This window comes from Streptomyces sp. NPDC007917, from assembly GCF_042959105.1.
Taxonomy (GTDB): Bacteria; Actinomycetota; Actinomycetes; order Streptomycetales; family Streptomycetaceae; genus Streptomyces.
In genome coordinates this window covers 57,678-69,817 of the sequence record NZ_JBIBKK010000033.1, presented here as the reverse complement: position 1 = coordinate 69,817, position 12,140 = coordinate 57,678, and the positions used below count along the sequence as shown (strand labels likewise).

Sequence of the window (12,140 nt, the reverse complement as noted above, 5' to 3'; positions counted from 1 at the left end):
ACAAGGTCACGCTAGGGAACTAACCTGGTCCGTCCAAGACGGCACTTTCCCCTCAGGTGGTGAGCCCCGGGTGACCACATCGAGGCCCGGCGAACCCAGCCGGCGGCCCGGTGAGCGCGGTGACCTGCTGGATCCGCGCTGCCCGACCCGCCAGTTGCTCGACCGTATCGGCACCAAGTGGACGTCGATGGCGGTCAAGGTGCTGGCCGAGGAGGCTCCGGACGAGCTCCGTTTCGCGGAACTGCGGCGCCGTATCCCGGGCATCTCACAGAAGATGCTGTCCGTCACCCTGCAGAGTCTGGTCCGCGATGGCCTGGTCGCGCGCCGCGTCGAACCCACCGTGCCGCCCGCCGTCCACTACCGGCTCACCGAGCTCGGCCTGTCCCTCGAAATACCGCTCTCCGCCCTGCGGGTCTGGGCCGAGACGCACATGCCGGAGATCGACCGCAGCAACCAACTCGCCGACGAGTCACCCCCCAACTAGGGGGTGGATCGCATGGCGGCCCTACCACTCGCGCCCGTTCCAGGTTCTGCGCGCCGAGCGTTTCTCGCAGGCGCTTGCGGAGACGGTCACGGACCCAGACCTTCAGACGTTGGCGCTCGTGGGAAGCGTGGACCAGTGGGCAGACAGCACGGATCTGCTCAACCAGACCAGGAGCAGCCACGCGGCCACCTCGGCCACCTCGCGGGGCTCGGCCATGCGGCCGAGTGGGGTCGCCGCCTTATTGCGCTCGATGATGCCCGGGGACACCGCCTCCCACGCGTCGATCATCTCCGTGGCGGTGCCGCCGGGGGTGATGCCGTTCACTCGGATGCCCTGACGGCCCCAGGTCACGGCCGCCGCCTCGGCGGCCCAAGCCGTTCAGGCCGCAGCACACGCCCTCGAATGAGAGGCGGCAGGCTGAGACGGGCGCTGCCCGAACGGCTGTGACTCGTTCCGGCTTGAGCGGTCGTAGCTGGCCTCGGGATCCGATGACATGCCCTCTTTAGAGTGAATGCACTGCTCCGTACGCCCGGCGACGGCAGGGTTTGTGCGTCGATCGCGGTCATGTCGGAGGCCGTGTTGGCCTGTGTGACCCGCTCGAACCTCTCCTGGGAGATCGCCGAAGTAGGGCAAAAGGGGCTATGAGATGATGTCGAATGCTGAGCGATGGCGTCGAGTCCGGGACGCACGTACCTCTCCAGGGATCGTGTGGAGGCGTGGCGGGAGCGGGCCAGTGCCGGGTGCTCTCCTCGAAGTTCTCTTCTGCCCGGCGGGCTTCCCGCGCTCCTGTCTCAGCACTGACCTGCTCGGGTGGTCGCACTGGGTGACGGCGAGTCGGTGCGGTCCGAGGCGGGCGATGTCACGGACGGTGTCCTTCGAGACCGAAGGCGCTGGGTCAGCCGGAGGATGTGCAATGGCGGTGTGGGTCGCGCGGGTGGCCGCGTATGGCTTGGCCGTGGTCTCGGGCGTTCTGCTGGTTGTGGCCGTATTTTCCTGGGACCGGCTGGTCGACCTGGCCGGCCGCATCCCGCCGGTCCCGCTTGTCCTCGTGCTTGCTTCTCTGGCCTGTGCCGTGGCAGCCGGCGAGCTGTACCGGCGAACGCGGCTGCACTCGGGGCGCTTTGTCCCGCCCATCCGCTGGTGGTGGGTTCTGCTGGCGTCCGCCGCCGTACTGGTTGCGGTGTGGGCCACCACCGCCTTGCTGCTGTCCCAGACCACCCATACGCAGTCGGTCGGCGAACGGACGAAACTACGGATCGAGGTCGTGCGTACCGGTTTGGCCGCGGGTGCCGGCGCGGGTGCCGCGCTCACGGTGCTGCTGGCCTTTCGTCGGCAGTTCCACCACGAGAAGGCCACTGAGGAGACTGAACACGACGCAGCCGAGCGGCGTATCACCGAGCTGTACACCAAGGCCGTCGAGCAGCTCGGCGGCGAGCAGGCCCCGGTGCGTCTGGGCGGGCTGTACGCGCTGGAGCGGCTGGGACAGACCGCTCCCGGCCACCGCCAGACCATCGTGGACGTCATCTGCGCATACTTGCGCATGCCCTACGCCCCGCCCGAGAGGACCGCTCCAGCAACCGAGCTACCGCCGCAGGCAGTAGCCCATGCGGATGAGACGGACAACCAGCGGCGCCAGGAACTCCAGGTACGTCTGACCGCCCAACGCATTCTCACTGCCCACCTCGCGGTCTCCCGCCATGCAGATCAGCGGGAGACTACCGCACCGGACCCCCGATTCTGGGAGGGCATCCGGATCGACCTCTCCAACGCCACCCTCTCCGACTCGGACTTCCGCAACTGGCACGTCGCCGAGGCAACCTTCGATGGCGCGACCTTCACGGACTACGCCTTCTTCGGCGACGCGACCTTCAACGGCAAAGCCTCCTTCCTCGGCGCCGTCTTCACGAACTACGCCTTCTTCGGCGACGCGACTTTCACCGGCGACGCCAACTTCGGCGGCCACCCCTTCTTCGGCCCCACGACCTTCGCCGCCGGCGTCGACTTCGATGGCGCGACCTTCGCCGGCGGCGTCTACTTCGATGGCACTACGTTCACAGGCAACACCTCCTTCGACGGAGTACGGGTGAGAGACCTGGAGGCCATGGAGGACTTCCCGCCGCTGGGCTGGTATGTCGTCCCCACCCCCGATGGTGGGGGGATCGTCAGGAGATACGAGGAACCGGGGTAGGGGTGTGGCGGGCGCGGCGATCGGCGGCCTGCTCATCGCCCACGCCTATGCCATCCCGACAGGTCGATGAGGCCGCTGACTGCCATGTGGACACCTGTGTGCGACTGAGTGGCTCAGTCGTCAGGCCTGCGGTTGAGCGCACCGCATGACCGGTACTACCTGGGGATGAGGCTGTACAGCACCCCGATCGTGTAGTTCTGTCCCTCAGCGCCCCTGTGAACGGTGCGGTGGCTTTTCAATGTGGGAGTGAACCCTCTCTCGCGCGGCCTGGCGGCCGCTGCGCTGACCGTGCTCCTCCTGGCCGCCGCGGCTCCCGCTCACAGTTCACTTCACCGCATGAGGCAGCGGCGTGTGTAGTCGGCGTCCGCGATCGACACTTCGGCGGACCCATCCCACAGGGGCAGAGCCATTGCTCGCTGCAACTCTGGCGGTCCGCCAGGGATTCGCCGCTCACGGTCTCCGGGGTCGGCAGGGATCGGGATGAGTGGCCATGTCGTTGTACGCACTGCGCCGCCCGGCCCTCCCCGCCGCCCGGCACGGGCTGGCCCACCTCGCGCCGTGGGTGTGGCCCATCTTCTCTTCACTCATCGACGCGACTTCTCAGCTACCTTGATCATCTGGGTCGTGCCCCTCGTTTCCAATCGGATCACCCGCCCAAGACCCACCAACTCAGGACAGGGCGCCCACCTCGGCACCTGCGAACGCATCAGCCCTGGCTTGCCCACTAACCGGAAAGGCGCAATCTCAGCCCGCTCGGCGTGCGCCGCCGAACTCCTGGCAGCAGGCTGGACGCACGGCTGGCGGTGGATGCCACGCCGCTACAGGGACCAGCGCGCGGAACTTAGAGTGGCGGAGTGGCATGACTGATGCAGTGGAGGAGTCCACCGGGACAGCGGAACCGGATGGCGCGAATGGCGGGGTCTTCACTCCGTGGAGCATCGATCGTGGCAAGTGCGTACCGCGGCTGGACGTGTCGGTCTTCCAGCTGGCAACCCTGCAGGCTAACGAAAGCGTCTACAGTAGGCAGCTTGTCAAGTTTCCCGACGCTTCGCTGCCCGCCTCCGTCACGTTCTCGTCCGAGCCGGATCACCCCGGCCCAAGTCTGGCCGGCGGGTCGGACTGGACGCGCGCAGCCGCCATCCCGGGCGAGGGGACGGCCCTGGTACGGCTGCCGCCAACCACAGGCGGGGGCGTCCCGGAACCCGGACCGATCTCGCCGGGACCAGGTCCCGCGCCGAACCCGCCGCGTCCCCCGGGCGCACCGCCGGCCCCCGGATTCCCTCCACCGCCGCCTCCGAAGGTGTTCACCTGGGACCTCTTCCTCATGCTGAGGTACCGCCAGGACATTGTTCTTGATGGCTACGGTGTGGGTGACTTGGCCTTGTCCGTCTCTCTGATGCCGAATGAGGAACTCACCCTTGAGGTGAAAACCTGGGAGACCTCGCGAGTGCAGCAGGACCAGGAAGACCAGACAGAGCAGCGGAATTCATCCGACATCAAGAACACCAGCTCCATCTCGAGCGAGGTGACGAACCGCTCCGAGTCCAAGGAACACGAATCGGTCGACGCGAAGGCGGGTTACGGGGGGTTCGGGTTCTCCGCCTCGGTCGAGACCAATTGGTCGCAAGATGTCGACACGATGCAGAACGCTATCGCCAAGCAGACGCAGGACCGCTCGCAGCAGACGGCACAAGAGCATCGGTCATCGCATAAAGTGCGTGTGTCCGTCTCACGTGAGGAGGGCAGAGAGTCCAAGACGACCCGACGCATCCGGAACGTCAACCAAGCGCACACACTGACGGCTAGCTACTACGAGATCATCCAGCAGTTCAAACACACGCTCAACCTTTACGACGCCTCGCTCCTACTGCTGGGTGCCGAGGTGGAGCTGTCCACCGTGCTGCCGTACGCCAACGTCGACCCCGGAAAGACTCTCACACTCGGCTACCTGATCCGCTACTCCCGCTCCGAGGACTGGATCAGCAGTTTCATCGACCTCAACGGTTTCAGTCCCATCAAGGTTCTACGGCAGGCCTGGGCCAAACCGCTGTACGACGGGGCGCTGGTCGACGGCGACTTCCTGAACCCGGGGACCCGTATCACGTCGGAACAACGGGAGCAGTTCCGTTCCACCTTACTGCGTTTCGTTCGCCCCTCCCCGGGATGGATCGAACCAGATGAGGCCGGCGCCCTCCGCTGGGGGTACGAGATCTACCCCGAGCGCGAGAGTGAGGCGCTGGAGTTCCTCTACAGTTTCCTGCCGAACAGCGCCCAGCAACTTGTCGCGCTCGCCGAAGCGAACGGTACTGACCGCTCCAGCGCGTACACCGCAGTAGCCTACCGCTATGCCCAAGCAGTCCAGCCGAGCTACGTCCGAATTCCGCCGCACCAACTGCGTGCGGCTGCGCTGAGCACCGGAGACAGCGCACCTCCGTCAGTCGCACAGAACACCGCGATTCTCATTCCTGGCCCTTTCCTGAACAAAACCATCCATGGTCAGGGCTCAGGCAGCCTCCAGGATGCCGCTTCCGCTCTCGTGCAGGACATCACGAACAACCTCGCCGCGGTTCGCGATAACATCGGGCAGAAGGGAGACCCGTGGCCCACCATTGTCCCGACCCACGGGCTCTACGCCGATCTCGCCCTCGGCGCCTGCTCGGGAGCGGAGGACTACATCGAGGTTCAGCGCCAACTGGACCTGGAGCGACGGCAACTGGAAAATGAGCGGCTCCGCCTGGAGAACCAACTGATCGCCAATGGGCAGGCGGTTCCGACCATCACGGTGGACAACCGCACCGAGCGAGGCTCCGTGAACGTGGAAGTCGAGACCTCGGCGACGCCGCCGGCCCGCATCGAGCTACGCGACCAGCCATAGGCCACCGACATGGCCCCGACCACCTGCCAGGATTTGTACAACCAGGATCTGCTGACCCGCGTCGTGCGTTTCCTCGGTTGGTCGGACAGAGACAGTCTCTGGCAGGCGATCCAGTGCGGTCTTACCGTGGAACAGGCACGCACTTATGTGCGGAACAAATACCTGCAACTGCTGAATGACCCGAAGTTCTGGGACGCGGAGGTCTCAGAGCTGTACACCCTTTACAGACGAGGTTGCGAGCTGGAATTCTCACAGCTGCCCCAGCCGGTCAAGGACGAGATCCGGGACGTCGACCGGTACCAGAAGTTCCGACCGCTCATGCTGCAAGCAGTCACCGAACCTCTGATCACACTGCTCAACCTGCAGCAGTGGACTTTCCTGGGGAGTCCGGTTCTCGTCGCTCGGGAGTTTTGCGATCGACTCAAAGAAGTCGATAGAAACTTCCGGGCCGAGCTGCGGACGCTTCGCCAGGAAGGTCAGTATAAACAGCTAACAGCGGTTACCGTCGGCAGCTTCGAGTGGCGTGCTCGGGCCGGGAGAGTCGGCAGGCCCGACAAGTTCACAAATCATATGCTTGGGCGTGCCGTCGACATCCGAAGTGCCACCAACCCGATCATTAAAGGCGCCACTGCGCGAGCAGCGGACGCTATTTTGGACTTCTTGAACGACCCGGAACTCATTGACCCCCAGGTCCCCTCCGGACAGCTACGATTTACTGGGTCGGCCCTGACCGTGGACGTCAAGCATCTTCAGGACAGTACACCCGAGGAAACCTCGCTCTCCTACTCCCGCATCGTGAAGATGACCGAAGTGCTGCGGCAATTTCTCTGCGACACCATCGATGAACGGCGACGCCTTGAATCGATCATCGGCAATCCCGCCCTCGACCCGGACGTCAGAAACGAGGCGACGGAGCAGCTCCGGGGAGAGGGGTTCCTGCTCTGGGACCGACTTGCCCTCGCAGTGGGCTCCGAGCAGGGCAGTAAAGGCGCTGCGAACGCGCAGGCCCATGGGAGCAAAATCCTCTTCACATGGTGCACCAGAGGCCTCTTCACCTTGCCTCTCCCGCTGGTAGCCGCATTCGTCACCGCACGTCTCCGCTGGGGCGGGGAGTACGCGGAGTCGAAAGACCCCATGCATTTCGAGGACCCCGCAAAGGAACACCATGACTGTGAGCGTATCCTTGCCCCCTTCCTCAGGGTCCTTGAGAGAAGGTGAACTGACCGCCGCGCACGATGCCCAGCGACCGCATCCCTTGCGACCTTCCGGCGCTCAGGGAACGGCCGCCCCGGATCGATCCGGGGCGGCCGTCGTCCGTTCATCGGCGTGCACTGCTCGTCAGTTGCCGGCCCTGTGAGGGAGGCCGTCGTCCAGGACGATGTGGATGGTTTCACCTTGCCTGGCGACGTTGGCGAGTTCGGCCGCGATGCGGTTGTAGGAGGTCATGGCCAGTGCCCAGCCACCCTCTAGTGGGGTGGCGGTGGAGCGGGTGTGCCACAGCTCGATCAGCAGGGCGATGAGGGAGCGTCCGGTCAGGACGGTCTGGACGCGGCTCACCTTGATGTCCTCGACAGCAGGCGGGGTGCGGAAGTGGCTGTGGTCGACGGCCAGGGGTAGCGAGTCACTCCCAGGTATCCCGGTGCGCGACCAGTTCCGCGGAGGCCACGCCGGCGGCCTTCAGCAGCAGGACACCGTGGGCGACCCGCGGGTCGCCCACGCCGGCAGATGCCTGCGGTGCGCCAGCGGAAGGCGGGGAGCCCGCCGGGGCGGCGGCAGGTGAACATCGGGCAGTCGTGCGATTCCACACGCTTGAAGTCGTCGCTCACGATCCCAGGGCGTTTCATGAGGGTGTTTCAGGCGTCCAGCCGTTCGCAACAACTCATGAAACATGATCGCCGCAGGTAGACAGCCGGGTGATCGCCTGTTTCACGAGCGGTCACCTATGAAACGTCCGCGGGTATCGCCTGCCCTGGTCGCCGCGCATCGCGCCGGGAGCGTGGGATGGTCGGCCGTGGAGCATGGGGGCTTATGCGGCCTCGCGCACGGCGTAACCGGTGAGGGGCGGTTCCAGGAGTACGAAGACCTCGTCGGCTACCGAGTAGCGGCGGAGAGGGCACTCAGTGCCCTAGCAGGGCCTCAGTCGCTATGGGGGACCGGCTCGGGGTCGGCGTCGAGCGCATCGAGCACCGCGTCGCCGTTTGCCCTCGCCCACTCGGTCAGCATGTGGATCGGATCGATCAGCGTCGACCCGAGCGGGGTGAGTTCGTACTCGACGCGGGGCGGCACCTCGGCGTAGGCGTGGCGGCGGACGAGTCCGTGCGCCTGGAGCCGTCGAAGCGTCTGGGTGAGCATCTTGCGGGAGATGCCGCCGATCAGTTCGATCAGCTCGCCATGGCGTACCGGGCCCTTACTGAGGCCGTAGAGCACGACCACCGTCCACTTGTCGGCGATGAGTTCGACCGCCAGACGCCCCGGACAGTCGGCGAGGAAGGGATCACCGGGACCGAAACCGCTCATGGCGCCAAAGGTACCTGCTGGTTCCTATCAAATTCATAGCCTGGGTTCTCTTCTCCCCTCCCAAAAAGCCAGGAGAGTCATGCGAGTCATTACCCAGGAGACGCTCGGCGGTCCCGAGGTGCTCACCATCGTGGACGCACCCGAGCCCCAGCCCCTCCCGACCGAGGTTCTCGTCCGAGTCAAGGCGATCGGGCTGAACCCGCTGGAGGCACGCCTACGCGCCGGCGAGTTCCCGCTGATCGGCCGGCCGCCGTTCGTCCTCGGCTGGGACATCAGCGGCGTGGTCGAGGAGGGGCCGCAGACGTGGCGGTTGAGGCCCGGCGATGAGGTGTTTGGGATGCCGCTGTTCCCGCGGGCGGCGAGCGCGTACGCCGAGGTAGTGTCGGCGCCGGCGGTGCACCTGGTACGCAAGCCGGCGTCACTCTCGCACGTTGAGGCGGCGGCGCTGCCGCTCGTCGGGCTGACGGCATGGCAGGGCCTCGTCGATCTCGGCGGCGTGACTGAGGGCGACCGCGTCCTGGTCCACGGCGGTGGTGGCGGGGTCGGCCACGTCGCGATCCAGATCGCGAAAGCGTTCGGCGCACACGTGATCACGACCGCCGGCGAGAGCAAGCGGAAGTTCGTCGAGGGGTTCGGCGCCGACGAGGTGATCGACTACACGGCGGTGGACTTCACCGAGGTGGTCCGCGATGTCGACGTCGTGCTCGACACGATCGGCGGCGACACCGTCGAGCGGTCGCTCGAAGTGCTCCGCCCGGGCGGTCACCTGGTGACGGCGGTCGCCGAGGAGGATTCGGAGCTCATCGCCAAGTACGAGGCGGCCGGCATGCGCTTCAGCGGCATCGCGGTCGATCCCGATCCGGTCGGCCTGCGAGGTCTCGTCGAACTCGTCGAACAGGGCAGGCTCCGGGTCCACGTGCAGGAGACGTTCCCGTTTGAGCGCGTCGCCGACGCGCACCGGCTGCTCGAGGGCGGTCACCTCCAGGGCAAGCTCGTCCTCACCGTCTGATCCTGTCGTGGGGCCTCGGGTGAGTGAGGCCCCCCTGATGAACAGCCTGCGACCTCCCGCCTGTGGCGACCCGGCAAGAGTTGATGAGACGAGAGATCCGCGACGCAGCGGCTCGATTCTTCACGCAGCGAGGGACATCCGCAGTCACCCTCACGGACGTGGCAGCTGTCGGCGGGCACGTAATTCGGCTCTGTCGAAGATGTTGTGACGGACTGGGTGCTCGAAAGAGGGATGGACGCCCCCGGGATACTGGTTGTCATGGCCGTCACCCAGCAGCTGGCCCGACTCTCTGCGGAGTATCTCGCCGCCTGCCGGACACGCGCCGAGGGGTCCTTCGACGGTGATCACCAGTGGGACCCACCGACGGTTGACTGCCTCGACCTGGACTGGGCACCAGCCATGCTGGAGCGTGCGTGCGAGATCGCCAGGCATGTTGGTGTCGACGAGGTGCCCAGGGGGCGTCATGATCCAGCGCACGATTCGGGCGCGGGCGAAGCGCCGCACGGTCGAGTGGCCCAGCGGTAGCTCGCCGCGGATCGCGGCCAGCGACATCCCTGCGGACAGCCTCTGCTGGACCGCCTCGTACCGCTCGGTCGTAGGGGCGACCAGCCGCCGCGGTTTCCCGTGACGTCGAGCGTGCCATCGGGCGGGATGAACGGCACGACCTCCACCGATGACGCCGCGGTGACCAGGGTCTCCTCGGATGCTTTTTCGGCGACCGGGGGCAAGGCGAACGCGGCCCGGATGCTGGCGGTGCTGCTCGTTCTGCAGCTGCCGGGCGTGTTCGGCGTCGGCGTCGGACCGAAGACGGCTCCGCTCCATAGGGGGCGCATGGCTACCTCCCAGCCCCCCCGGGGTCTACCAGCGTTGTAGGGTCTCAAAAGCCTTGGCAGAATCTCACGGCAGTTGGCAGATGGATGACAGTAATGCCACTGCCATGAGACTCGCAGTTGTCCTGTCGCGTTGAACCTGTCGGATTCCCATCCATTCTCGTTCGTGCTGTCCGCTTCTCATCCGGGCACGTGCTGAGAGACGCTGCCTCGTCTCTCGTGGGACCTCAGCTCACTTCGCCGGAACCTGACGCATCGGAGACGTCGACGGTGTCAGGTCCGCGAACGAGGTCGGCCACGCGATGTCATCGATGGCGAGCCAGGGCGCAGTGGCTACGGCGGTGGGTGTCACCCCGGTGAACGCTTTGACCTCGCGGTGGAGGTGGGCCTGGTCGACGTAGCCGCTTGTGGCCGCCACCTGGGCGGCGGCGTTACCCGCCGCGAGGAAATGGGCGGCGTGGTCAAAACGCACCAGCCGGGCGGCGTGCTTGGGGGTGAGGCCAATCTGGGACCGGAAGCGGGACCACAGGCGCTTACGGCTCCATCCCACCTCGTGCGCCAGGCTGTCGACGCGCACCCGTCCCCTGCTGGTGAGCATCAGCCACCAGGCAGCGGCCACCTCTGGATCAAGCGACGGGCGGGCGCTCATCCGTCGGCCAAGGGCATCCGCTGCGATCGTGAACCGCTCGTCCCACGACGCGGCGGCCCGCAGCCTTTCCTCGGCTCGCCCGGCGTCGCGGCCCCAGACATCCTCCAGGGAGACCACGGTCCCGCTGATGTCGGTCGATGCGCCGAGCACCGCAACCGAAAGGACCGGTGACAACCGGATCTGGAGGCACTCGATCCCCCCGGCCGCCCGGCCTCCGAGCCGAAGGTCGCCCGGTACCAGTCCAACGACCGTGCTGCCGCATTCGCGCCGGCCGTTAGCGTCGTAGACAAGGCCGTCTCCGTCGCTCAGGTCCACGAACAGAGTGACCGAGGGGTGCGCGACCATGGCGATATCCATGCGCGCCGGAGCAGGTTGGCGGAACCCGGCCATGCTGACTCCCGGCAGCCGGCCCGGCTGCCGGGGCACGGCGACCTCCACCGACGCCCAGTCAGGTGGTGATTCGGTGCACTTCACAGCACCAGGCTAGGCGATGGGTGTCAGCGGCCCCTCGCTGCGAAGCGCAGCAGCAACTGCCCCGTTGCCTCCGGCGCTTCGAGCATGGGGAAGTGCCCGACGTCGGGCAGCTGCTCGACTCGCGCGTTCGGCACCGTGTCGTAGTGGTGCGCCGAAGACGGATCCCAGCGGGGGTCGGCAGCGCCGAAGATCACCAGAACCGGGACGTCGAGTGCGGTCAGGCGCGCGGGTACGCTCCTCTCGGCGATGTACGCGCCGTTTTGGCGCAGCACCGTCCTGAACGTGCGGTAGCCAATGCCCCGTACCTCGGCCACCAGGTCGTCCGGGACGTCCACCGGGCGGTTGCACACCGCGGTCACCCCCCGGCGGAGCATCGCGTCGGAACGGACTCTCCATAGAAGCGGGCCGAGCGGCGGGTTGATCAGGACCCGAAGGAGGACGGGCTGCGGAAGGAGCGCGTCGGGACTCGGGCCACTGCTGATCAGTGCGAGCGAACCCACCAGGTCCGGGCGCTGTTCGGCGAGGGCGGTGGCGATGTATCCGCCGCTGGAGTGCCCGGCCACGGTGACCGGACGAAGGCCGAGCTTATCGAGCGCCTCGGCCAGGCTTGCTGCCTGTTCAGGGACGTCGTACGACGGCGCGGGCGGGGACTGACCGTGGCCCGGGAGGTCGATCCGGATGACGTGGTACCGGCTGGCCAGTGCCGGCACTACCGGGCCCCAGGAGCTGCCCGAGGCCCCCGATCCGTGGATGAGCACCAGCGGCGGCGCCTCCCGCGGGCCGTCGTGGACCACGTGCATCCCGTGTACATGCTTACCGTCGTAGATACCCATACCCGGGAGGATGCCTGGGCTGCCGGCCCTCGGTCTTGTACAAATGTCGTCACGGGGCCGACGATCGCCAGGACCTCTGTCTCCACGGCGAGCGGGACTTCCGCGAAGCCAGGCTGTTTGAGATCGGCAGCCATCGGCAGTCTCGAACTACCTGGCATTCATGCAGGTCAACGAGCCCCTATGGAGCAGCAGCACCGCGACAGGACAGCAGTTCAGGGGCTTCACTCGGTTGGGTGGCTCAGGCGGTAGTCCGGGTCACCCAGGGCGGGTGCCTGGCACCT

The 12,140-nt window shown here is 66.5% G+C and carries 10 protein-coding genes and 1 pseudogene; 6 read left to right on the top strand and 5 right to left on the bottom strand.

Annotated elements, in window-relative coordinates; genetic code table 11:
- Positions 1 to 70 precede the first annotated feature (70 nt).
- The gene (locus ACFZDL_RS40685; protein WP_353595504.1) at positions 71 to 484 is read left to right on the top strand and encodes a helix-turn-helix domain-containing protein; all 414 of its coding nucleotides are present in this window, start codon (positions 71 to 73) and stop codon (positions 482 to 484) included.
- A 102-nt stretch (positions 485 to 586) separates the two neighbouring features.
- On the opposite strand, the pseudogene ACFZDL_RS40680 reads toward ACFZDL_RS40685, so the two are convergent.
- Positions 587 to 847: pseudogene (locus ACFZDL_RS40680) on the bottom strand (SDR family oxidoreductase); the annotation flags it as partial.
- A 505-nt stretch (positions 848 to 1,352) separates the two neighbouring features.
- Between ACFZDL_RS40680 and ACFZDL_RS40675 the strand changes: the two are divergent.
- From ACFZDL_RS40675 to ACFZDL_RS40665, 3 genes are all read left to right on the top strand, one after another.
- Entirely contained in the window at positions 1,353 to 2,672 is a 1,320-nt protein-coding gene (locus ACFZDL_RS40675) for a pentapeptide repeat-containing protein (protein WP_353595505.1), read from the top strand.
- Between the two features lie 859 nt (positions 2,673 to 3,531).
- Complete coding sequence (locus ACFZDL_RS40670; RefSeq protein WP_353595506.1) at positions 3,532 to 5,547, top strand: hypothetical protein; 2,016 nt, start codon at positions 3,532 to 3,534, stop codon at positions 5,545 to 5,547.
- 9 nt (positions 5,548 to 5,556) lie between these two features.
- Positions 5,557 to 6,765: a hypothetical protein gene (locus ACFZDL_RS40665; protein WP_353595507.1), complete on the top strand. Its 1,209-nt coding sequence runs from the start codon at positions 5,557 to 5,559 to the stop codon at positions 6,763 to 6,765.
- 120 nt (positions 6,766 to 6,885) lie between these two features.
- Here the strand turns inward: ACFZDL_RS40665 and ACFZDL_RS40660 are convergent, their stop codons facing one another.
- Positions 6,886 to 7,104, bottom strand: coding sequence for a hypothetical protein (locus ACFZDL_RS40660; RefSeq protein WP_353595508.1), 219 nt, complete (start codon positions 7,102 to 7,104; stop codon positions 6,886 to 6,888).
- Between the two features lie 579 nt (positions 7,105 to 7,683).
- Positions 7,684 to 8,064, bottom strand: a complete 381-nt coding sequence (locus ACFZDL_RS40655; RefSeq protein ID WP_353595509.1) for a helix-turn-helix domain-containing protein — start codon at positions 8,062 to 8,064, stop codon at positions 7,684 to 7,686.
- 79 nt (positions 8,065 to 8,143) lie between these two features.
- On the opposite strand from ACFZDL_RS40655, the gene ACFZDL_RS40650 reads away from it, so the two are divergent.
- A complete protein-coding gene (locus ACFZDL_RS40650; protein WP_353595568.1) occupies positions 8,144 to 9,073 on the top strand; it encodes an NADP-dependent oxidoreductase in 930 nt (309 codons plus the stop codon).
- Positions 9,074 to 9,331: 258 nt separating this feature from the next.
- Positions 9,332 to 9,598, top strand: coding sequence for a hypothetical protein (locus ACFZDL_RS40645; RefSeq protein ID WP_353595510.1), 267 nt, complete (start codon positions 9,332 to 9,334; stop codon positions 9,596 to 9,598).
- 537 nt (positions 9,599 to 10,135) lie between these two features.
- Here the strand turns inward: ACFZDL_RS40645 and ACFZDL_RS40640 are convergent.
- Both ACFZDL_RS40640 and ACFZDL_RS40635 read right to left on the bottom strand, forming a co-directional pair.
- The gene (locus ACFZDL_RS40640) at positions 10,136 to 10,942 is read right to left on the bottom strand and encodes a helix-turn-helix domain-containing protein (protein WP_353595569.1); all 807 of its coding nucleotides are present in this window, start codon (positions 10,940 to 10,942) and stop codon (positions 10,136 to 10,138) included.
- A 107-nt stretch (positions 10,943 to 11,049) separates the two neighbouring features.
- Positions 11,050 to 11,859 carry an alpha/beta hydrolase gene (locus ACFZDL_RS40635; protein WP_353595511.1) on the bottom strand — a complete coding sequence of 270 codons (810 nt, stop codon included), beginning with the start codon at positions 11,857 to 11,859 and terminating at the stop codon, positions 11,050 to 11,052.
- Positions 11,860 to 12,140: the final 281 nt, after the last annotated feature.

Excerpts from the sequence above, each read along its gene's own strand:
- ACFZDL_RS40670 (WP_353595506.1), top strand. The coding sequence starts at position 3,532 with ATGACTGATGCAGTGGAGGAGTCCACCGGGACAGCGGAACCGGATGGC.
- ACFZDL_RS40665 (WP_353595507.1), top strand. The coding sequence starts at position 5,557 with ATGGCCCCGACCACCTGCCAGGATTTGTACAACCAGGATCTGCTGACC.
- ACFZDL_RS40655 (WP_353595509.1), bottom strand. The coding sequence starts at position 8,064 with ATGAGCGGTTTCGGTCCCGGTGATCCCTTCCTCGCCGACTGTCCGGGG.
- ACFZDL_RS40650 (WP_353595568.1), top strand. The coding sequence starts at position 8,144 with ATGCGAGTCATTACCCAGGAGACGCTCGGCGGTCCCGAGGTGCTCACC.
- ACFZDL_RS40645 (WP_353595510.1), top strand. The coding sequence starts at position 9,332 with ATGGCCGTCACCCAGCAGCTGGCCCGACTCTCTGCGGAGTATCTCGCC.
- ACFZDL_RS40640 (WP_353595569.1), bottom strand. The coding sequence starts at position 10,942 with ATGGCCGGGTTCCGCCAACCTGCTCCGGCGCGCATGGATATCGCCATG.
- ACFZDL_RS40635 (WP_353595511.1), bottom strand. The coding sequence starts at position 11,859 with ATGGGTATCTACGACGGTAAGCATGTACACGGGATGCACGTGGTCCAC.